The sequence below is a fragment of the Pseudomonas sp. genome, from assembly GCF_040514055.1.
In the GTDB taxonomy this organism is placed as follows: Bacteria; Pseudomonadota; Gammaproteobacteria; order Pseudomonadales; family Pseudomonadaceae; genus Aquipseudomonas.
The window spans coordinates 38741-58986 of record NZ_JBEVDL010000014.1; the positions used below are offsets into that span (position 1 = coordinate 38741).

The window sequence follows — 20246 nt, forward strand, 5'->3', positions numbered from 1 at the left end:
CCCCGGGAAAGCCGACCGTCATGAGTTTCGATCTTGCCGCCCGTCTCGCCGCTCGCCAGGCCGAGCAGTTGTACCGCCGGCGTCCGCTGCTGGACAGCCCCCAGGGCCCCGAGGTGGTGGTCGATAGCCAGCGCCTGCTGGCCTTTTGCAGTAACGATTACCTGGGCCTGGCCAATCACCCCGAGGTGGTCGCCGCCTGGCGCGCCGGTGCCGAGCGTTGGGGGGTGGGCGGTGGCGCCTCGCACCTGGTCAACGGCCACAGCGGCCCGCACCACGCACTGGAAGAAGCCCTGGCAGCCTTCACCGGTCGTCCGCGGGCCTTGCTGTTCAGCACCGGCTATATGGCCAACCTGGGCGCGGTGACCGCCTTGGTCGGGGCTGGCGACACGGTGTTGCAAGACCGCCTCAACCATGCCTCCCTGCTGGATGCCGGCCTGCTGTCCGGAGCGCGTTTTTCCCGCTACCTGCATAACGATCCGGCGAGCCTGGCCCTGCGCCTGGACAAGGCCCGGGGCAATTGCCTGGTGGTCACCGACGGGGTGTTCAGCATGGACGGTGACCAGGCCGACCTGCCGGCGTTGTGCGCCGCTGCCCAGGCCAGGCAGGCCTGGGTGATGGTCGACGACGCCCATGGCTTCGGCACCCTGGGTGCCACCGGTGGCGGTCTGGTGGAGCAAGCCGGCCTGAGCCTGGCGCAGGTGCCGGTGCTGGTCGGCACTCTGGGCAAGGCCTTTGGCACCGCGGGCGCGTTTGTCGCCGGCAGCGAAGAGCTGATCGAAACCCTGATCCAGTTCGCCCGCCCCTATATCTACACCACCAGTCAGCCGCCGGCCCTGGCCTGCGCCACGCTCAGGAGCCTGCAACTGCTGCAGACGGAGCATTGGCGACGCAGCCAGTTGCAGCAGCTGATCGCGCTGTTCCGCGCGGGCGCCCAGCGCATCGGCCTGCAGCTGATGGACAGTCAGACGCCGATCCAGCCGCTGCTGATCGGTGACAGCGCGCGTGCCCTGCAGCTGTCCGCCCTGCTGCGCGAGCGCGGCCTGCTGGTCACCGCAATTCGCCCGCCCACCGTGCCCCAGGGCAGCGCCCGGTTGCGGGTGACCCTGTCCGCCGCCCACAGCGAGGCCCAGGTGGCGCGGTTGCTGGAAGCGCTGGCCGAGTGCTGGCCGTTGTTGACCCCGTCTGAGGAGTGCCGCGATGCGTAATCGCCTGCTGCTGTTGCCGGGTTGGGGACTCGGTTGCGCGCCGCTCGAGCCACTGGCCGCGGCACTGCAGGGGCTCGATGAACGCCTGCGGGTGCAGATCGAGCCCTTGCCGTTGCTCGACTCGAGCGACCCCGAGGACTGGTTGGATGAGCTGGACGCCAACCTGCCGCTGGACACCTGGCTGGGCGGCTGGTCCCTGGGCGGCAGCCTGGCGGCCGAGCTGGCGGCGCGGCGCGGCGAGCGCTGTTGCGGGCTGATCAGCCTGGCCAGCAATCCGTGCTTCGTGGCCCGCGCCGATTGGCCCAGCGGCATGCCGCCGGCGACCTTCGCCACCTTTCAGCAGGGCTGTGCGGCCGATGCGGCGACCACCCTGAAACGCTTTGCCCTGCTCTGCGCCCAGGGCGCCGCGGAGGCCCGTGGCCTGGCCCGCCTGCTGGTCAGCGCGGCGCCCCTGGGCCAGCCGCCGCACCTGCTGGCGGGCCTGGCGCTGCTGGCCGCGCTGGACAGTCGCGGCGCGTTGCAGGGGTTCCAGGGGCCGCAACTGCACCTGTTCGCCGGTGCCGACGCGCTGCTGCCCAGCACGGTGGCGGGCGACCTGCTGGCGCTGCTGCCGGACACCGAAATCGGTCTGATCGAGCAGGCCTCCCATGCCTTCCTGCTGGAACGCCCCCATGAGTTGGCGGCGGCGATCCAGGCCTTTCTGCACGAATCGGGTGACGACTGGCCATGAATGAACTGCCGGACAAGCGCCAGGTGGCGGCGTCCTTTTCCCGCGCCGCGGGCAGCTACGACAGCGTGGCCGAACTGCAGCGGTCGGTCGGCGCGCAACTGCTCGAAACCTTGCCACCGGCCTGCACGCCCCAGCGCTGGTTGGACCTGGGCTGTGGCACCGGGCATTTCAGCCGGCAGTTGGCCGGGCGTTTTCCCCAGGCCGAGGGGGTGGCCCTGGACCTGGCCGAAGGCATGCTGCTGCACGCCAGGCCACTGGGCGGTGCACGGCAATTCGTGGTGGGCGATGCCGAGTGCCTGCCGCTGCGCGATGGCGCCTGCGAGCTGATTTTCTCCAGCCTGGCGTTGCAATGGTGCGCCGATTTCGCCGCGGTGCTCAGGGAGGCCCGGCGAGCATTGCGCCCGGGCGGCTGGCTGGCGTTCAGCAGCCTGTGCACCGGCACCTTGCAGGAGCTGCGTGACAGCTGGCAGGCCGTGGACGGCCGGGTGCATGTCAACCGTTTCCGTAGTTTCGAGGATTACCAGGCACTGTGCGCCGCCAGTGGCCTGCAGCTGTTCAGCCTGCGGCAACAGGCGCGGGTGCTGTTTTATCCGGACTTGCGCGGCCTGACCGGGGAACTCAAGGCCCTGGGCGCGCACAACCTCAACCCGGGTCGGCCGGAAGGCCTGACCGGGCGGGCGCGGATCCAGGCCCTGCGCCAGGCCTATGAGCGGCAGCGCCAGCCCGGCGGCTTGCCGGCCACTTACCAGGTGGTCTATGGCGTGTTGCAGAAGCCGCGTTGAGCCGGGCCTGGTGCCCGCGCGAACACCCCCGGCGAATCGCTGGGCAAGGCCACCCACCCTGACATCCGAGGCTGCATGAACCAGGCTTTTTTTATCGCCGGTACCGACACCGAGGTGGGCAAGACCACCGTTGCCGCCGGCTTGCTGCACGCCGCCCGACTCGCCGGGTTGAGCACCGCTGCGGTCAAACCGGTGGCGTCCGGCTGTGCGCTCACCGCCCAGGGCCTGCGCAATGACGACGCCCTGGCGCTCTGGGCCGAATGCTCGCTGAGCCTGAGCTACGACGAGATCAATCCGCTGGCCTTCGAACCGGCCATCGCCCCCCACCTGGCGGCCCTGGAAGCCGGGCGGATCCTCGACCTGGAGGCGTTGCTGGGGCCGGTGCAGCGGGTGCTCGCCCGCGGCGCCGACTTTACCCTGGTGGAAGGCGCGGGCGGCTGGCGAGTGCCGCTGGCCGCTCAGGCCAACCTGTCCGACCTGCCGCTGGCCTTGGGCCTGCCGGTGATCCTGGTGGTCGGCGTGCGCCTGGGCTGCATCAATCATGCGTTGCTGACGGCAGAGGCGATTGCCCGCGACGGCCTGCCGCTGGTCGGCTGGGTGGCCAACCTGGTCGATCCGCACACGGCGCGCCTGGAGGCCGTGCTGGCCACCCTGGACGCGCGCTTGCCGGCGCCTTGCCTGGGGCAGGTACCCTGGCTGGCGAGTGCCGATGCGACCTCGGTGGCAGCGCACCTGAATTTGGCGCCACTGGTTTGACGATATAACCGCGAAGGCGGCAATAGCCTTTTGGTCGTACGTTTTTTAAGCAGTATCTGCTTTAATTGCCATGTGCCATCTGTCGCCATCGTGCGGAGCGCCATTTATGCAAATTTCCCCCAGCGTCATGTCGTCCGGACTGAGCAGCCTGCAGTCCGGTCAGCGGCGTGTCGAGCAAGCCGCGACCGAGATTGCCGGTGCCGCCTTGCCCCCCGCACAACGCGCACCGGGCATGGCGCCGCCGCAGAGCGCGCCCACGGCTCCGGACGAACGCAGCGCCTCCACCGACCTGGCCAGCAGCCTGGTCGAGTTGAATGTCGGCAAAGTACAGGCTCAGGCGGGTGCCAAGCTGATCGAAACCGCCGATGACGTCTTGGGCACGCTGATCGATACGCGCGCCTGAGTAGAACGTCCTGGGCTCCGTGACGGCCATGGCTGGCTGCCCGGAGCAAGGAGACTTCCATGCTGATCGGCAGCCCCTCTGCTTACGTTGCCCCCACGCCGTCCGCCCTTCCGGCGCGACCGGTTTCGCCTGACGCTTCCCCCGACCTGGCCCGCAGCAATCAGGCCCCGGCGACCCCGGCTCAAGCCCAGGACGCACCTGGTCAGGCTTCGGCCCGGGAAGAAGCTGATCGCGAGGGCGCCCCCCAGGCGCGGCCGGCCGGCGCGCAAACCGCCGAGCAGCAGCGCGAACTGCAGGAAATCCAGAATCTCTCCAGCCGCGACCGCGAAGTGCGTCTGCACGAGCAGGCCCATGCCGCGGTTGGCGGCGGCTATACCGGTTCGCCGACCTACAGTTTCAAGCGCGGCCCGGACGGCAAGAGCTATGCGGTGGACGGCGAGGTCAGCGTCGATGCCAGCCCGGTGGCCAACGATCCCGCCGCCACCCTGCGCAAGATGGCGGTGGTGCTGCGGGCCGCCCTGGCGCCCGCCGAGCCCTCCGGCCAGGACCGCCAGGTGGCCGCTCAGGCGCAAGCCCAGGCCAGCCAGGCCCGAGTCGATCTGGCCGAGGAACAGCGCGCCACGGCCGAAGCCGAGACCGAGGCCGACAGCGCAAAAGCCGAGGAAGACAAGAAGGCCGCGGCCAAGGCCGACGCCGAAGCGACCGCCGCGGACAAAACTGCGCGTCCCGCTGGCGCGCCGATCGCCGATTTAAGCCTCTATCAACGCAGCGCCGAGTCGTCGTCCGCGCCGCGGGTCGACCTGGTGGCGTAATCCAGCCGTTGGCGGTGCTTGACAAGGGTGGGGCGTAAACGTATGTTTCAAACGCCTGTTTGACCGCTAGGCCGCGTGCGGGCTGCTGGGCGGCTGGGAGTAATCCCGCAAGCGACCGAAGAAGACGGTCACCCTTATTAGGAATTTACAGCAGAGGTTATTCGCTATGCCTGATTACAAGGCCCCCTTGCGTGATATTCGTTTCGTACGCGATGAACTGCTCGGCTACGAAGCGCATTATCAGAGCCTGCCGGCTTGCCAGGACGCTACTCCGGACATGGTCAACGCCATCCTCGAGGAAGGCGCCAAGTTTTGTGAACAAGTGCTGGCACCGCTGAACCGCGTGGGTGACCAAGAGGGTTGCACCTGGAGCGAGTCCGGCGTGAAAACCCCGAGCGGCTTCAAGGAAGCCTACAAACAGTTCGTCGAAGGCGGCTGGCCGAGCCTGGCCCATGACGTCGAGCACGGTGGCCAAGGCTTGCCGGAGTCCCTGGGCCTGGCCGTCAGCGAGATGGTCGGTGAGTCCAACTGGTCCTGGGGCATGTACCCGGGCCTGTCCCATGGCGCGATGAACACCCTGTCCGAGCACGGCACCGACGAACAGAAACACGCCTACCTGACCAAACTGGTGTCTGGCGAGTGGACCGGTACCATGTGCCTGACCGAGCCGCATTGCGGCACCGACCTGGGCATGTTGCGCACCAAGGCCGAGCCCCAGGCAGACGGTTCCTACAGCATCACCGGCACCAAGATCTTCATCTCCGCCGGTGAACACGATATGGCCGACAACATCGTGCATATCGTGCTGGCGCGCCTGCCCGATGCCCCGGCCGGCACCAAAGGCATTTCGCTGTTTATCGTGCCCAAGTTCATGCCCCAGGCTGATGGCTCGGTGGGCGCGCGCAACGCCGTGACCTGCGGTTCCATCGAGCACAAGATGGGGATCCACGGCAACGCCACCTGCGTGATGAACTTCGACGCGGCCACCGGCTACCTGATCGGCCCGGCCAACAAAGGCCTGAACTGCATGTTCACCTTTATGAACACCGCTCGCCTGGGTACCGCGCTGCAAGGCCTGGCCCACGCCGAAATCGGTTTCCAGGGTGGCCTGAAGTACGCCCGTGATCGCCTGCAAATGCGCTCGCTGACCGGCCCCAAGGCCCCGGACAAGGCAGCTGACCCGATCATCGTCCATCCGGACGTGCGTCGCATGCTGCTGACCATGAAGGCGTTCGCTGAAGGCAATCGCGCCATGGTCTACTTCACCGCCAAGCTGGTCGACATCGTTAAGTACGGCCAGGATGAAGAGCAGAAGAAACAGGCCGATGCACTGCTGGCCTTTATGACCCCGATCGCCAAGGCCTTTATGACCGAGGTCGGTTTCGAAGCTGCCAACCACGGCGTGCAGATCTACGGCGGCCACGGCTTTATCGCCGAGTGGGGCATGGAGCAGAACGTGCGCGACAGCCGCATCTCCATGCTGTACGAAGGCACCACCGGCATCCAGGCGCTTGACCTGCTGGGTCGCAAGATCCTGATGACCCAGGGTGAGTCGCTGAAAAGCTTCACCAAGATCGTGCACAAGTTCTGCCAGACCCACGAAAGCAACGACGCCATCAAGGAGTTCGTCGCGCCGCTGGTCAAGCTGAACAAGGAGTGGGGCGAACTGACCATGAAGGTCGGCATGGCTGCCATGAAGGACCGCGAGGAAGTCGGCGCCGCGTCGGTGGACTTCCTGATGTACTCCGGTTATGCCTGCCTGGCCTATTTCTGGGCGGACATGGCCCGTGTGGCGGCCGAGAAACTGGCCGAAGGCACCTCGGAGGCGGCGTTCTACAACGCCAAGCTGCAGACCGCGCGCTTCTATTTCCAGCGCATCCTGCCGCGTACCCGCACCCATGCCGAAACCATGCTGTCGGGCGCCAACAACCTGATGGACATGGACGAAGAGCACTTCGCCCTGGGCTACTGAGTGCCGCGCTGACTCAAGGCCTGTACAAAAGCCGTTGACCTTCGGGTCAGCGGTTTTTTTTGGCTTTTTTTTGCTTTTCGGGCTGTGTTTTCACGGCGGCGCCCGCCATTCGGCCGTCGGGCGGGGGATGCATGCGCGGTGGGTGCCTAATGCCGTGCAAGCAGGCAAAATGCCGGGCGTTGTCCACCTCGCCTGTCCGGAGTCCTCTTGTCGTCCCTAGCCGCTGTGCGCCTGAGTCATTTTCTACCGTCCCTGGTGTTGCTGGGCGGCGGTGTGCTGGCAGGCACCCTGGGCGGCTTGAGCGAATTCTTCGTGTCGCTGTTCAATGTGCTGCCGACCTTGTTGCTGTTGCTCGGGGGCGCCTATTGCCTGGTCTATAGCCGTCAGCGTGAGCTGTTCCTGCTGCTGGCGATCTACCTGGTGTATTTCGTGCTCGATACCCAGACCGATTTTTTCCATGCCCAGGGCCGGCCCCGGGCGGACGCGGCCCTGACGTTCCACCTTTGTTGCCTGTTGCTGCCGCTGTTGTATGGCCTGTACGCGGCCTGGGAAGAGCGCACTCACCTGGTCCAGGACCTGATCGCCCGCAGCGCGGTGTTGCTGGCGGTGGCCGCCACGGCGCTGGCGCTGGCGCAGCGCTATCCCGAGGCGCTGCAGGCCTGGCTGAGCGAGATCCGCTGGCCGCTGCTGCATGGCGCGGGCATGAGCCTGATCCAGTTGGCGTATCCGGCCTTCGCGCTGGCCTTCGTGCTGCTGCTGATGCAATACCTGCGGCGGCCCCGGCCGTTGCACGCGGCCCAGTTGGTCGGGTTGCTGGGGCTGCTGTGGATGTTGCCCAAGGTCTTCAGCCTGCCCCATGCGCTGCAGGTGATCAGCAGCCAGGTGATGCTGATCCTGGTCGCCGCGGTGGCGCACGAGGCCTATCAAATGGCGTTCCGCGACGAGCTGACCGGCTTGCCCGGGCGCCGCGCCCTGAACGAACGGCTCAAGCGCCTGGGTCGCACCTATGTGATCGCCATGGCGGATGTCGACCATTTCAAGAAATTCAACGACAGCCATGGCCACGATGTCGGTGACCAGGTGCTGCGGGTGGTCGCCCAGCAGCTGCGCAAGATCGGTGGCGGCGGCAAGGCCTACCGCTATGGCGGCGAGGAATTCACCCTGGTCTTTCCTGGCAAGACCCTGGAACAATGCCTGCCGCACCTGGAAGTGGTTCGCGAGGCCGTGCAGGCCTATCAGCTGCAACTGCGTGATCAGGGCCAGCGGCCGGCCAGTGGTAAAAGCGGCCGGCAAAAGCGTGGCGCCCGTGGCGCGTCCAGTGTGTCGGTGACCGTCAGCATCGGTGTGGCTGAACGGCAGGCCGAGCAGCGAGGGGTCGAGGAAGTGCTCAAGGCGGCGGACCAGGCCCTGTACGCGGCCAAAGGCGCCGGACGTAACAAGGTCATGGCCCAGGGGCAAAATCGCCGCGGCGCGGTGCGTACGCCAGCGGCCAAGGCGCGCGCGCCGGTCCAGGGCGTCGCGGCGCTCGACGCGCCGTCCGCTCTGGACCTGTCGCTGGACGAGCCGGATGAACCGGCCGACGCGGCGCCGGTACGGCGCAAACCAGATCGCCTCAGCGCCCGTCGTTAACCCACGGATGTGGCTGCTGCCGGGTTATGACCCTGCATTCAGCAGCCGCAGTCTTGTTGTTGCCTGCCACCGCGCGCAGTAGGGTCGAGCCTTTATGCCCCTGGTTCGCGGAGAATCGCCATGCCCAGCTATAAAGCCCCCCTGCGTGACGTGCGTTTTCTGATCGACGAAGTGTTCGACTTTCACGGCAGTTACGCGGCGCTGGGCGCTCGCGACGCCACCCCGGACCTGGTCAACGCCATCCTCGAGGAGGGCGCGAAGTTCTGCGAGCAGGTGTTGGCGCCGCTGAACCGCTCGGGTGACGAGGAGGGGTGCCAGTTCGACCAGGGTGTGGTCACCACGCCCACTGGCTTCAAGCAGGCGTTCGTCCAGTACATCGAAGGTGGCTGGAACGGCTTGGCGGCCGATCCGGCCTACGGCGGCCAGGGCTTGCCGCCGTCACTGGGCTTGTTGATCAGCGAGATGATCGGCGCCAGCAATACCTCCTGGGGCATGTACCCGGGCCTGACCCATGGCGCCATGGCGGCCATCCATGCCCATGGCAGCGAGGCCCAGAAGCAACTGTACCTGGGGCGCCTGACCGAGGGGCGCTGGACCGGCACCATGTGCCTGACCGAGGCCCACTGCGGCACCGACCTGGGCTTGATCAAGACCCGCGCCGTGCCCCAGGCCGATGGCAGTTACGCGATCAGCGGCAGCAAGATCTTCATCTCCGCCGGTGAGCACGACCTCAGCGAAAATATCGTGCACCTGGTGCTGGCCAAGTTGCCGGACGCCCCGGCGGGCACCAAGGGCATCTCGTTGTTTATCGTGCCCAAATTCCTGCCCGATGCGGCCGGCGAGGCCGGTGCGCGTAACGCGGTGGCCTGCGGCTCGATCGAGCACAAGATGGGCATCAAGGCCTCGGCCACCTGCGTGATGAATTTCGACGGCGCCAGCGGCTTTCTGATCGGCGAGGCCAACAAGGGCCTGAACTGCATGTTCACCATGATGAACCACGCCCGTCTGGGCACCGGCATGCAGGGCTTGTGCCTGGGCGAAAGCAGCTACCAGGGCGCGGTGCGCTACGCCAGCGAGCGCCTGCAGATGCGTTCGCTGAGCGGACCCAAGGCGCCGGAAAAAGCCGCCGACCCGATTATCGTGCACCCGGACGTGCGCCGCATGCTGCTGACCATGAAGGCCTTCAACGAAGGCAATCGCGCGCTGGCTTACTTTTGCGCGCAATTGATCGACACGGCGCACCTGGCCGAGGACGCCGATCAGCGTCAGGAAGCCGAGGACCTGCTGGCCCTGCTGACACCGATCTGCAAGGCCTTTATGACCGAGACGGGCCTGGAGGTGACCAACCATGGCATGCAGGTCTTCGGTGGCCATGGGTTTATTCGCGAATGGGGCATGGAGCAGCTGGTTCGGGATTGTCGCATCGCGCCGATCTACGAAGGCACCAATGGCATCCAGGCGCTCGACCTGCTGGGACGCAAGGTGCTGGGCAGCCAGGGTCGCTTGCTGCGCGGTTTCACCCAGCGCGTCCACGCCTTCTGTCAGGCCCAGGTGGTGCATCCGCAACTGGCGGCCTTGGTCGGGCAACTGGCCGGGCTTAACCGGCAGTGGGGCGAGATGACCCAGCAAGTCGGTCTGGCCGCGCTGAAAAACCCCGACGAGGTGGGGGCCGCCGCACTGGATTACCTGATGTTTTCCGGCTACGTGATTCTCGGCTACTTCTGGTTGCGCATGGCGCTGGTGGCCCACCAGCGCCTGGCCGAGGGCAGCGACGAGGCCGCGTATTACCAGACCAAGGTCGCAACCTGCGGTTTTTACTTCCAGCGCCTGCTGCCACGCACCGCCACTCATCTGGCCGCGGTGCAGGCCGGCAGTGCCTGCATGATGGATCTGCCGGCCGCGCACTTTCTGCTGTAAGGCGCCAGGCCGCCAGGCTCGCGGGGTGCAGAACCGGGCAGGGGGCGACAGGGAGTTGCATGCTGTGACTATGATGTTACAAGCGGTCACGCAGTGACTCTATGTGTCGTAAAAGTTGTTCGGGTACAATTGCAGCCTGGCCTGTGGGCCGTTTCTAGACTTTCTCACGAGGTTTGCCATGGCTGATTACAAAGCGCCCCTGCGCGATATGCGCTTCGTCCTCACTGAAGTATTCGAGGCGGCCACACTCTGGGCCGAGATGCCTGCGTTGGCGGAAGTGGTGGATGCGGAAACCGCCGACGCCATCCTCGAGGAGGCCGGCAAGTTAATGGCCAAGAGCATCGCCCCGTTGAACCGTAGCGGCGATGAAGAAGGTTGCCAGTGGAGCGCGGGCGCGGTCAGCACCCCCAGCGGCTTCCCCGAGGCCTACCGGACCTATGCCGAAGGCGGTTGGGTTGGCGTGGGCGGTGACCCGATCTACGGCGGCATGGGCATGCCCAAGGTGATCTCCGCCCAGGTGGAGGAAATGGTCAACTCGGCGAACCTGTCCTTCGGCCTCTATCCGATGCTGACCGCCGGCGCTTGCCTGTCGATCAATGCCCACGCCAGCGCCGAGTTGAAGGAAAAGTACCTGCCGAACATGTACTCCGGCGTCTGGGCCGGCTCCATGTGCCTGACCGAGCCCCATGCCGGCACCGACCTGGGAATCATCCGCACCAAGGCCGAGCCCCAGGCCGACGGTTCCTACAAGGTCAGCGGCACCAAGATCTTTATCACCGGTGGCGAGCACGACCTGACCGAGAACATCATTCACCTGGTGCTGGCCAAGCTGCCGGATGCGCCGGCTGGTCCCAAGGGCATCTCGCTGTTCCTGGTGCCCAAGTTCATGGTCAACGCCGATGGCAGCCTGGGCGAGCGCAACGCCGCGACCTGTGGCTCGATCGAGCACAAGATGGGCATCAAGGCCTCGGCCACCTGCGTGATGAACTTCGACGGCGCCCTGGGTTATATCGTCGGCGAGCCGAACAAAGGGCTCGCGGCCATGTTCACCATGATGAACTACGAGCGCCTGGGCGTCGGTATTCAGGGCCTGGCCTCGGGGGAGCGTTCCTACCAGAACGCCGTCGACTATGCGCGTGACCGCTTGCAGAGCCGCTCGCCGTCCGGCCCGCAGGCCAAGGACAAGGCCGCCGACCCGATCATCGTGCACCCGGATGTGCGCCGCATGCTGCTGACCATGAAGGCGCTCAACGAGGGTGGCCGGGCGTTTTCCAGCTACGTGGCGCTGCAACTGGACTGTGCCAAGTTCAGCGACGACTCGGTCGACCACCTGATGGCCGACGAGAAGGTCGCGCTGCTGACGCCGGTGGCCAAGGCCTTCCTCACCGACATGGGCCTGGATACCTGTGTGCTGGGGCAGCAGGTTTTCGGGGGCCACGGCTATATCCGTGAATGGGGTCAGGAACAACTGGTGCGCGATTGCCGGATCACCCAGATCTACGAAGGCACCAACGGCATCCAGGCACTCGACCTGATCGGGCGTAAGGTGGTTGGCAGCGGCGGTAATTTCTACAAGTTGTTCGCCGACGAGATCAAGAGCTTTGCCGCATCCGCCGACGCCAGCCTGGCGGAATTCATCGAACCGCTCACGGCCGCCGTGCAGAACCTCGACGACCTGACCGCCTGGGTCATCGAGCGGGCCAAGGGCAACCCCAACGAGATTGGTGCGGCCTCGGTCGAGTACCTGCACGTGTTTGGTTACACCGCCTATGCCTACATGTGGGCGTTGATGGCCAAGGCGGCGCTGGGCAAGGAAAGCCAGGAGCAGTTCTATGCCAGCAAGCTGGGCACCGCGCGCTTCTACTTCGCGCGGATCCTGCCGCGCATCCACTCGCTGACCGCCTCGGTCAAGGCCGGTAGCGAGTCGCTGTTCCTGCTCGACGCCGCGCAGTTCTGATCCGCCTGGTTGAATGAAAAAAGCCCCGACTGGTTCGGGGCTTTTTTATGGCTGGGCTTTGCTGCCGAAGCGGCTCAGGGGGTCAGCCGCTCGGCGGCGGCCGGGTCATCGATAAAGCGGTTGCGCGTGCCTTGCAACTGCTCGATCCGCTCATTGCGGCGTTTCTCCTCGGCATCTACCGGGTCCAGCTGGTTCCAGGCCTTGAACAGCTCCAGCGAACCCGGCAGGGGGAGGTCATATTCGGTATGCATGTAGAACAGCGCCCGGGCGATATTGCCTTTGGCCCCATCGCGTGGCTCGATCCATAAGACGCTGGTTTTCAGGTCGCAGTCGCTCTCGACGAATTTGCTGACCACGCTGTCACCCAGTTCACCGAACTGGGCCTTGCGCCTGGCTGTTTCGATACGGCTTAGTGCGGGGTAGAGGTTATGCAGGTCGGCGAGCATGTACAGGTACTGCGGATTCATCACCGCGCATTGGCGATCGGTGCTGCAGCGCATGGCGCTCTTGATCTGTTTGACGCTGTAGATCCGGCTGGCGGTCAGGCTGTCTGTCGCAGCGGTGAAAGGCGTACCGCAGTAGAGCGAGGTGCCTCCTGCGCCATACAGCTCGGTCCAGAAGGCTTGTTCCACCGCGACCTTGGGGTCGCTCAGGCGGTTCTGCCCGCCGGCCCCGATGACGGGCGCGCCCCAGGCGGTCAGGCAGGTCAGGGCAATTGCAGTGGCGACGCGCATACGGTGACCCTCAGCCCGACCCGTCCCAAGGTTATTGTTTTTGTAGGACCAAGTCAGTGTAACCAGACTTGCGTCACAAAATAAAGCGGCCACCTGAACGCTTTGCTCTCGTGTAGGTCACGGCTTACACAGTCTGCGGCAGATGTCGGCTAGCGCCTCCCGCGACCCCGGCGTACGCTGCCTGCCCATGGACGTAGCGCAGGAAGCGCAGAGGCAATAACAGGGATACGCAGGAGTTCCGCCAGGAAGGCGGGTAGATCACGGATGTCAGGATTCAGTCTGCAAAGCCCCGCCTAGGCGGGGTTTTCTTTTTCCGTCCCCTCGGTCACGAACCGACGTGGACAGGCGCAGGCTACACTGGAGCCGGTAGATAGCGTCGAGCCCCGCCATGTGGTCGTTGTTCACTTCCCCCCTGTTGTTCCGGCTGTCGCTGCTGTCAGGGCTTTTGCTGCTGATGACGTTGCCCGCCCGGGCGGCGCTCCCTGAGTACAGCGTGGGCGTCGAGGACGTCGACTATTACCCGATCTACTCAGTGACGGCGCCGGACTATCAGTACCGAGGGTATGCCCGGGATCTGCTGGACCTGTTCGCTACCCGCGAGCACATTCAACTGCGTTACGTGGCGCTACCGGTACGCAGGCTTTTTCACAATTACTGGGCTGGCCGGCTTGACCTGGTGTTTCCCGACAGTCCGCGCTGGAATGTCACGCAAAAGCAGCCCCATAAGGTGATCTATTCACAACCGGTACTGGTGTTCCAGGACGCCATGCTGGTGTTGCCGAGCCGATTGGGCGAGCCCCTGGAACATTTTCGCAAGCTGGGTTTCGTCCGTGGTTTCACGCCCTGGAAATTTCAGGAGCAGATTGCCGCTGGCCAGGTCAAGATCGAAGAGTCCCCCGGTCCTGAGGGGCTGATTCGCATGGCGCTGGCCGGTTATATCGACGGCGCCAATATGGCCCAGCAGGTGGCTCGCTATCACCTGACCCTGATGGGTAAACCCCAAGGGTTGGTGGTGGAGCCGAGCCTCTTGACCCTGCAGGACAGCCATTACTACTTGTCCAGTATCCGCCACCCCGAGCTGATCGCGCGTTTTGATGCGTTCCTGCGCCGCGAGGCGCGCGCGGTCAAGGCACTCAAGGTCAAATACGGATTGGATTAAAACGGTGCGTCTTGGCCTCCGTACTTAGGGTGCCGCCCGTTCGTAGGCGCCCAGGTCGCAGCCGGCCACGCCGTCGCCGTTGCCGTCCTGGGGGCGGGCGATGCCGCGTTCATCCGTTTGCGTGCAAGTGCCCAGGCCCGCCTCCAGCGCCGGGCTGGCCGGACGCAGGGCGTGGGTAAAGGTGCTCGCGCCGTTCGCCGCGAGCGGCTCGAGCACCTGGGTGAAGGTCAAGCTGTCGTCCATCGGCAGGTCGGCCGGACACTGACCGGCATCACTGCCCAACAGCAGGCCACGGGCCAGGTAATAACTGCCTTGGTGTTTGCAGTTACTTGACCGCCGTGGGCCTTCATCGGGGATATAGTAGTTGCCGGCCACCAGGCTGTTACGCACCACCAGCGAGGCCCAATTGGACAAGGCGTTATTTCCGCTGTTGTCGGCCAGGGTGACGTTTACCAGCAGCGTCTGGGTCCCGGAATTGCCATTGCTGGCGGCGTGCCCATTGGCCAGCGCACCCTGGCCGTAGTGCGCGCGATTCTGGCTGAGGGTGCTGTTTTTCAACTGCAGCACGCCACCTTCGGCATTGAGAATGGCTGAACCCGCTCCGTACTCACCCAGGGTATTGCGGGTGAAGGTGGTGCGGGCGATATCGGCGAAGCCCTGGTTGTAGAGTGCGCCGCCGCGGCCGGTGTCGAGGCCGTCGGAGCTGCTGTTGTTATCCAACGTACTGTTGCGCAGCTTCAATTGCCTGGTGTTGTAGAGGGCGCCGCCCTGGCCATGACCCGGCTCCTCGGCGTGGGTATGGTTGTTCTGCAATAAGGCGTTGCTAAGACTCAGCACGAAGAAGTTGGCGATGGCGCCCCCGCCACCGGCGGCGGGTTCCGGTGCATACACACGGTTGTCGAGCAGATTGACCTGATCCAGGATGGTTTCGCCCTGATTGCGCAACGCGCCGCCGTACCCCGTAGACAGGCCATTGCGCAGGGTCAGGCGCTGCAGACGAAAAAACGCGCCGGGCTGCACGTCAAGGATCCGGTCGATCTGCGCCGCATCGATAAACGTCAGGCCATTGCCGGCGCCGACCAGGGTGATATCGCCGCGAATATCCAGGTCGCCGTTGAGATTGTCATTTTCCTCGACGATCTCGAAGCCGGCGCGGGCCGGCGGCAGGGACAGGGTGTAGGTGCCGGCGGCGAGGCGGATGCGCTGCGGACCTGGTAGCGTCGCAGCCTGGCTGATTGCGTCGCGTAGGGAGCAGTCGGCATCGCACAGTCCATCGTAGCTGTCCTGGGTTTGGCTGACGATCAGGTCGGCAGCCAGGCACGGCATGATGCCGCAGGCCAGCACGACAGAGGGCAGGTGGCGCAGGGCACGCGACAGCAAGGAGGGGGGCATAGACGGCTCCGGAAAACAGCGGGACGTAAGTGAACTGACCGCCGTTCCTTGGCAGCGTTCGCTACGCCCTGGTTGGACCCCGGTCTAGCGCGCACGCGGCATTGGTGGTGTGGGCAGGCGACAGCTGTCATGGCCGTTAGGTTCTTAGCGATCGGCATCGCGGGCGGCCGCCCGGGCGCGGGTCTCCTGATCCAGCAACTGGCGCAGGGCGATGAATAAAGGGTGAGTCGCGGTGTGTTTCTGGCCGTAGCTCAGGTTGAAGCCGTAGTCGAAGTTGTCCGGGTTCAGGCCCTGGTTGTGTTGCAGGATGGTTTCCAGTTTGTCCAGGCCCTTGACCAGGCGTGCTTCGGGCGAGGAGGCATGCTCGTACTCGTCCCAGAGCCCGACGAAGCGCGCCTGCTGGTCAATCTCCAAGGGGGCCAGCAGGGTCAGCAGGTCGCGTCGCTCCTGCGCCGACTTGTGCTGATCGGGGTGTTGCTCCACGGCTGGAATATCGCCGCCAATGGCCTCGCCCAGGTCATGGATCACGCAGATCTTCAGCAGCTTGGCGAAGTCGATGTCGGCGAAGGCGTCCTCGAACAGCATGGCCATCAGGCACAGGCGCCAACTGTGTTCGGCGGTGCTTTCGGCACGGCCGCTGGAAGTGTGCGAGCTTCTCAGCACATCCTTGAGGCGTTCGGCCTCTTTAAGAAACGTCAGGGCGCCCTGTAGCTGTTCGATCTTCATATGACTCTCCTGAATGAGCCCGGGTGCGCCAGCTCCACCCCTGCAGGGTGGCCGGCTGCGCCTTGCCGAGTGAACTTATCCGTTTGTCGGGCCCCTGAACAAGTGTTGCCCCTCGACGGGGCGTGCTCGGTTTGGAGGCTATCGCCCAGTGGAACACCTGGACATGTTGTTGGAGCAATCCTGGTGGATCAAGGCCGCCCTGGTGCTACTGGTCACCCTGATCGGGCACCTGATACTGCGCACGCTGATCGGCCTGCTCAGTCGCCGGCTGGAGCGCTGGTCCGGCGGGTCGCGGGGACCCTTCTACGGCATCGCGGCGCAGATGCTCAGCCGCACCAGTGGCGTCCTGCTGCTGGTCTTTTCGTTGATGATCGGCCTCAAGGTAGTGGGGTTGCCGCCGCGCTGGGAAAGCAGCCTGGCCCATGGCTGGTTCGTCGTCCTGGCCTTCCAGGTGGCGCTGTGGTGCGATTGTGGCATCCGCCTGTGGGTCGACCGTCTGCTGCACGAACCCGGCAAAGTGCGTAACCCGGTGACCACCACGCTGATCGGGATCCTGCTGCGCCTGCTGGCCTGGACCCTGATGCTGCTGTCGGTTCTGGCCAATCTGGGCGTCGACATCACGGCCTTGGTGGCCAGTCTCGGGGTGGGGGGTATCGCCATCGCATTGGCGGTGCAAACGTTGCTCAGCGACGTGTTCGCCTCGTTATCCATCGGCGTGGACAAACCCTTTGAGTTGGGCGACTTCATCGTCTTCGGCGAGGTGGCCGGTTCCATCGAGCATATTGGCCTGAAGACCACTCGGATTCGCAGCCTGAGCGGCGAGCAGATCGTCTGTTCGAATGCCGAGCTGCTCAAGCAAACCCTGCACAATTACAAGCGCATGGAGCAGCGGCGGATCGTCTTCAAGTTCGGCGTGACCTACAACACCCCGCCGCAGAAAGTGCGCCAGATCGGCGCGGTGGTGGCGCAGATCATTCAGGGGATTGAGCTGACGCGCTTCGACCGGGCGCATTTCGCCACCTTTGACGATTACCAGCTGACGTTCGAGGTGGTGTATTTCGTGCTCAGCGCCGAATACAACCGCTACATGGATATCCAGCAGGAGATTAACCTGGGGCTGCTGGAGCGTTTTGCCGAGATGCAGGTGCAGTTCGCCTTCCCCACCCAGAGCCTGGAATTTATCGGCGGCACCCTGCCGCAGATAAGTGTCGCGGGCCTGGCACATGTGCCGGCGGCCAACGGCTCCAACCCTCCCATCCAGGGACGCCCAGCCCAATGAGGCCGGGCACGGGACGATAATTTAGGCTGAACTGTCGGAACGCTTCGGGACTCTGATGTCCCAATGCGATCAATCAACGAATCTGTTCCCGGGTAGCCCTGACTGCGCCGGTGCTAGGTTCGAGTCCGACAAGGAGCCTCAATGCAAAACCCGGAAGGCGATCAGCAACTGGTGGAACGGGTGCAGCTTGGCGACAAGCGTGCTTTCGACCTGTTGGTGATCAAGTACCAGCACAAGATTTTCGCCCTGGTCGTGCGCTTTGTGCACGATCACCATGAAGCCCAGGATGTCGCCCAGGAGGCCTTTATCAAGGCCTACCGCGCCCTGGCCAATTTCCGTGGTGAAAGTGCCTTTTATACCTGGCTGTACCGCATCGCGATCAACACGGCGAAGAATTACCTGGTGTCCCGTGGCCGCCGGCCGCCGGACACGGATGTCAGCTCAGAAGACGCGGAGTACCACGATGGCGCCGATGGGCTGAAGAATGTGGAGTCGCCCGAGGGATTGGTCTTGCGCGATGAAATGGAGGCCTCGGTGCATAAAAGTATTCAGCGTTTGCCCGATGATTTGCGCACTGCAATAACTTTGCGTGAATTTGATGGTCTCAGCTACGAGGACATCGCCAGCGTCATGCAGTGTCCAGTGGGTACCGTGCGCTCCCGGATTTTCAGGGCGCGCGAGGCCATCGATCATGCCTTGCAACCTTTGTTGCAAGCCTGAGTCAATGGTCATAACAAAGAGAGGAAACGTTATGAGTCGTGAAGCCTTGAAAGAATCTTTGTCTGCCTTGATGGACAATGAAGCGAACGAACTGGAGTTTCGTCGTGTGCTCGGCGCACTCGAGACGGATGACGTTCGTGGGACTTGGTCACGTTATCAGTTGGTACGTGCTGTGATGCACAAGGAACTGCTCGAGCCCCGTCTGGATATCGCCTCGTCGATCTCCGCTGCGTTGGCCCACGAACCGGTCATCAACGTCGCGCCGCCGGTCGGCAAGATTGCCTTGGCGGGACGCTGGCGCGGTATTGGTCGCCTGGCCGTTGCAGCCTCTGTGACCGTGGCGGTCTTGGCCGGAGTCCGTCTGTACAACCAGGATGAGGTGGGCGGTGCGCAATTGGCGCAGCAGGGCAACCAGCAACCCTTGATCCTGCCCAAAGCCCAGACGCAAGCGCAGGTTGCCAGCTACCGACCGACCCTGGTTCCGCAGCAGGCACGGCCTCAGCAGCCATTGCGGAATAAGGGTGTGCCGGTGCATATCGCCCCCTTGGGGTCGGTGCCGCTGCAGCAGCCCGCTCGATAAGCGTTGCCGCTGGCCCTGCTGATGGGGCTTGAGTCTAACGGGGAACGGGATGTCCCCGGGCTTGACAGGCCTAGCCGGCGTTACGCCGATCCGGCCATCCTCGAAGTCGATCGTCATAGGTCGGCAGCGCTGCGAGCGCTTCCCTGTATTCCGAGCTCTGCCCGCTGAATCGACCTGATTTCGCTCAAGGCGATATCGCTGTGCGTGGCCTCCTGCGCCATCTAAACACTTTGTTCTGATTGGCTGTTTTTGGCACATTCCTCCTGTCCGGAATGGCGGCTGTGGGGCGCCACTAGGCGTTGATGGTTTAGCCCGCCGGCGCCGAAAATTAATAAAAATATAAGGAAATGAACTGCTTGAAGACTCCTGCAGTCAATTGGGCAGACCCGCTATCGAATTACGAGGACCTCACCATGGATCTGCTGCGCATTCTGATCGCCATCTTACTTCCACCCCTGGGCGTGTTTCTGCAGGTGGGGTTTGCCGGTGCCTTCTGGCTGAATATCCTGCTGACGCTGCTGGGGTATATCCCGGGCATCGTGCATGCGGTCTATATCATCGCCAAACGCTGAACGCCGTTCAGCGTTCAGAGCCTCCGCGGAGGCTTTTTTTACGCCTGGGATACGGGCGCTGCGCAGCCAGGCGCAACCGCCGGTCGCGCGAGGTGCGCCGGGCTTGCAGGCAAAATGCCGCCTCTTATACTGTACGTACATACAGCTATAATTGAGTCGCCATAATGTCTTGTCGTCTTGTCTGGCCGCTCCAACACCCCGGCTTAGCGCTGCGTCCGGCGCCCCCTGTGCGAGGTCCTACCGGCTTTTGGGCGTATGCCCCGGTACAAGGCTCGGTAGGGCATTACGAGGAACGCCAGGGTGAGTAATCTGCTGGCCCTGGAAACCCTGCTGGACCAGCGCCGGGTCTGGCGCGGGCAGCCCCAAGGCCTGCCGCCCAGCCTTCAGCCCACCGGGCATGCTGCGCTGGATGCGGCCCTGCCGGCCGGCGGATGGCCGCCGTCCGCGCTGAGCGAAGTGCTCTGTGCCGGTCCGGGCCACGGCGAGTTGCAGCTGCTCTGGCCCACCCTGGCCCGGCTGAGTCAGGCGGGCCAGTCCATCGTGCTGGTGGCGCCGCCTTATGTGCCCTATGCGCCGGCCTGGCAGGCCGCCGGCGTGGACCTGCGTGGATTGTCGGTGGTGCAGGCTGGCGCCGCCGAGGGGTTGTGGGCGGCCGAACAGTGCCTGCGTTCGGGCAGCTGCGCCGCCGTGCTGTGTTGGCCGCAGCAGGTCGATGACCGTGCCTTGCGCCGGTTGCAGGTGGCCGCCGAAACCGGGCAGTGCTTGGCGTTCGCCTGCCGACCGCTACAGGCCGCGATCAACCCCTCGCCCGCGGCCCTGCGCCTGCTGCTCGACGGCCCGCGCGGCCAGGTGCGTGTCCTCAAGTGCCGTGGCGGCCTGGCCCCGAGCAGGCCCATCGCGTTTCGCGGGCAGTGAGGCGGT

Annotated in this window: 18 protein-coding genes and 1 pseudogene; 16 read left to right on the forward strand and 3 right to left on the reverse strand. The window is 64.7% G+C overall.

Annotated features, from left to right (window positions below; genetic code table 11):
- Window positions 1–20 precede the first annotated feature (20 nt).
- From bioF to ABWY06_RS03865, 10 genes and pseudogenes are all read left to right on the forward strand, one after another.
- Entirely contained in the window at window positions 21–1205 is a 1185-nt protein-coding gene (gene bioF, locus ABWY06_RS03820) for an 8-amino-7-oxononanoate synthase (protein ID WP_353924241.1), read from the forward strand.
- Complete coding sequence (locus ABWY06_RS03825; RefSeq protein ID WP_353924242.1) at window positions 1198–1935, forward strand: alpha/beta fold hydrolase; 738 nt, start codon at window positions 1198–1200, stop codon at window positions 1933–1935. Before bioF ends, ABWY06_RS03825 begins: the two co-directional genes overlap by 8 nt.
- On the forward strand, window positions 1932–2717 hold the full coding sequence (gene bioC / locus ABWY06_RS03830) for a malonyl-ACP O-methyltransferase BioC (RefSeq protein WP_353924243.1): 786 nt from the start codon (window positions 1932–1934) through the stop codon (window positions 2715–2717). The genes ABWY06_RS03825 and bioC overlap by 4 nt, the downstream gene beginning before the upstream one ends.
- Window positions 2718–2792: 75 nt before the next feature.
- The gene (gene bioD, locus ABWY06_RS03835) at window positions 2793–3473 is read left to right on the forward strand and encodes a dethiobiotin synthase (RefSeq protein ID WP_353924244.1); all 681 of its coding nucleotides are present in this window, start codon (window positions 2793–2795) and stop codon (window positions 3471–3473) included.
- A gap of 106 nt (window positions 3474–3579) precedes the next feature.
- The gene (locus tag ABWY06_RS03840; protein WP_353924245.1) at window positions 3580–3876 is read left to right on the forward strand and encodes a hypothetical protein; all 297 of its coding nucleotides are present in this window, start codon (window positions 3580–3582) and stop codon (window positions 3874–3876) included.
- Between the two features lie 59 nt (window positions 3877–3935).
- Window positions 3936–4688: a putative metalloprotease CJM1_0395 family protein gene (locus ABWY06_RS03845; protein ID WP_353924246.1), complete on the forward strand. Its 753-nt coding sequence runs from the start codon at window positions 3936–3938 to the stop codon at window positions 4686–4688.
- 166 nt (window positions 4689–4854) lie between these two features.
- Entirely contained in the window at window positions 4855–6660 is a 1806-nt protein-coding gene (locus ABWY06_RS03850; protein WP_353924247.1) for a phenylacyl-CoA dehydrogenase, read from the forward strand.
- A gap of 207 nt (window positions 6661–6867) precedes the next feature.
- Window positions 6868–8151: pseudogene (locus tag ABWY06_RS03855) on the forward strand (GGDEF domain-containing protein); the annotation flags it as partial.
- 258 nt (window positions 8152–8409) lie between these two features.
- Window positions 8410–10206 (forward strand): acyl-CoA dehydrogenase C-terminal domain-containing protein, encoded by a 1797-nt coding sequence (locus tag ABWY06_RS03860; RefSeq protein ID WP_353924248.1) that lies wholly within the window; start codon window positions 8410–8412, stop codon window positions 10204–10206.
- 178 nt (window positions 10207–10384) lie between these two features.
- A complete protein-coding gene (locus ABWY06_RS03865; RefSeq protein WP_353924249.1) occupies window positions 10385–12163 on the forward strand; it encodes an acyl-CoA dehydrogenase C-terminal domain-containing protein in 1779 nt (592 codons plus the stop codon).
- Window positions 12164–12237: 74 nt separating this feature from the next.
- Here ABWY06_RS03865 and ABWY06_RS03870 read toward each other — a convergent pair whose 3' ends face one another.
- Entirely contained in the window at window positions 12238–12897 is a 660-nt protein-coding gene (locus tag ABWY06_RS03870; protein ID WP_353924250.1) for an endonuclease, read from the reverse strand.
- A 388-nt stretch (window positions 12898–13285) separates the two neighbouring features.
- On the opposite strand from ABWY06_RS03870, the gene ABWY06_RS03875 reads away from it, so the two are divergent.
- Window positions 13286–14056 (forward strand): substrate-binding periplasmic protein, encoded by a 771-nt coding sequence (locus ABWY06_RS03875; protein WP_353924251.1) that lies wholly within the window; start codon window positions 13286–13288, stop codon window positions 14054–14056.
- Window positions 14057–14080: 24 nt separating this feature from the next.
- Here the strand turns inward: ABWY06_RS03875 and ABWY06_RS03880 are convergent, their stop codons facing one another.
- Both ABWY06_RS03880 and ABWY06_RS03885 read right to left on the reverse strand, forming a co-directional pair.
- Complete coding sequence (locus ABWY06_RS03880) at window positions 14081–15448, reverse strand: choice-of-anchor Q domain-containing protein (protein WP_353924252.1); 1368 nt, start codon at window positions 15446–15448, stop codon at window positions 14081–14083.
- A gap of 144 nt (window positions 15449–15592) precedes the next feature.
- Window positions 15593–16174, reverse strand: coding sequence for an HD domain-containing protein (locus ABWY06_RS03885; RefSeq protein WP_353924253.1), 582 nt, complete (start codon window positions 16172–16174; stop codon window positions 15593–15595).
- Window positions 16175–16337: 163 nt separating this feature from the next.
- On the opposite strand from ABWY06_RS03885, the gene ABWY06_RS03890 reads away from it, so the two are divergent.
- The 5 genes from ABWY06_RS03890 to imuA all read left to right on the forward strand — a co-directional run bounded on the left by ABWY06_RS03890 (window position 16338) and on the right by imuA (window position 20240).
- A complete protein-coding gene (locus ABWY06_RS03890; RefSeq protein WP_353924254.1) occupies window positions 16338–17453 on the forward strand; it encodes a mechanosensitive ion channel family protein in 1116 nt (371 codons plus the stop codon).
- Between the two features lie 141 nt (window positions 17454–17594).
- The gene (rpoE, locus tag ABWY06_RS03895; RefSeq protein WP_353924255.1) at window positions 17595–18173 is read left to right on the forward strand and encodes an RNA polymerase sigma factor RpoE; all 579 of its coding nucleotides are present in this window, start codon (window positions 17595–17597) and stop codon (window positions 18171–18173) included.
- Between the two features lie 31 nt (window positions 18174–18204).
- Window positions 18205–18753: a sigma-E factor negative regulatory protein gene (locus ABWY06_RS03900; protein ID WP_502948145.1), complete on the forward strand. Its 549-nt coding sequence runs from the start codon at window positions 18205–18207 to the stop codon at window positions 18751–18753.
- A gap of 413 nt (window positions 18754–19166) precedes the next feature.
- Window positions 19167–19325, forward strand: a complete 159-nt coding sequence (locus ABWY06_RS03905; protein ID WP_353924256.1) for a YqaE/Pmp3 family membrane protein — start codon at window positions 19167–19169, stop codon at window positions 19323–19325.
- A gap of 300 nt (window positions 19326–19625) precedes the next feature.
- Complete coding sequence (gene imuA / locus ABWY06_RS03910) at window positions 19626–20240, forward strand: translesion DNA synthesis-associated protein ImuA (protein WP_353924257.1); 615 nt, start codon at window positions 19626–19628, stop codon at window positions 20238–20240.
- Window positions 20241–20246: the final 6 nt, after the last annotated feature.

Bases quoted from the DNA above. Each gene is read 5' to 3' on its own strand.
- ABWY06_RS03860 (WP_353924248.1), top strand. From the start codon at position 8,410: ATGCCCAGCTATAAAGCCCCCCTGCGTGACGTGCGTTTTCTGATCGAC.
- ABWY06_RS03900 (WP_502948145.1), top strand. From the start codon at position 18,205: ATGAGTCGTGAAGCCTTGAAAGAATCTTTGTCTGCCTTGATGGACAAT.
- ABWY06_RS03885 (WP_353924253.1), bottom strand. From the start codon at position 16,174: ATGAAGATCGAACAGCTACAGGGCGCCCTGACGTTTCTTAAAGAGGCC.
- bioC (WP_353924243.1), top strand. From the start codon at position 1,932: ATGAATGAACTGCCGGACAAGCGCCAGGTGGCGGCGTCCTTTTCCCGC.
- ABWY06_RS03865 (WP_353924249.1), top strand. From the start codon at position 10,385: ATGGCTGATTACAAAGCGCCCCTGCGCGATATGCGCTTCGTCCTCACT.
- bioF (WP_353924241.1), top strand. From the start codon at position 21: ATGAGTTTCGATCTTGCCGCCCGTCTCGCCGCTCGCCAGGCCGAGCAG.
- ABWY06_RS03870 (WP_353924250.1), bottom strand. From the start codon at position 12,897: ATGCGCGTCGCCACTGCAATTGCCCTGACCTGCCTGACCGCCTGGGGC.
- bioD (WP_353924244.1), top strand. From the start codon at position 2,793: ATGAACCAGGCTTTTTTTATCGCCGGTACCGACACCGAGGTGGGCAAG.
- ABWY06_RS03825 (WP_353924242.1), top strand. From the start codon at position 1,198: ATGCGTAATCGCCTGCTGCTGTTGCCGGGTTGGGGACTCGGTTGCGCG.
- ABWY06_RS03880 (WP_353924252.1), bottom strand. From the start codon at position 15,448: ATGCCCCCCTCCTTGCTGTCGCGTGCCCTGCGCCACCTGCCCTCTGTC.
- ABWY06_RS03840 (WP_353924245.1), top strand. From the start codon at position 3,580: ATGCAAATTTCCCCCAGCGTCATGTCGTCCGGACTGAGCAGCCTGCAG.
- ABWY06_RS03890 (WP_353924254.1), top strand. From the start codon at position 16,338: ATGTTGTTGGAGCAATCCTGGTGGATCAAGGCCGCCCTGGTGCTACTG.
- rpoE (WP_353924255.1), top strand. From the start codon at position 17,595: ATGCAAAACCCGGAAGGCGATCAGCAACTGGTGGAACGGGTGCAGCTT.
- ABWY06_RS03875 (WP_353924251.1), top strand. From the start codon at position 13,286: ATGTGGTCGTTGTTCACTTCCCCCCTGTTGTTCCGGCTGTCGCTGCTG.
- ABWY06_RS03850 (WP_353924247.1), top strand. From the start codon at position 4,855: ATGCCTGATTACAAGGCCCCCTTGCGTGATATTCGTTTCGTACGCGAT.
- ABWY06_RS03845 (WP_353924246.1), top strand. From the start codon at position 3,936: ATGCTGATCGGCAGCCCCTCTGCTTACGTTGCCCCCACGCCGTCCGCC.
- ABWY06_RS03905 (WP_353924256.1), top strand. From the start codon at position 19,167: ATGGATCTGCTGCGCATTCTGATCGCCATCTTACTTCCACCCCTGGGC.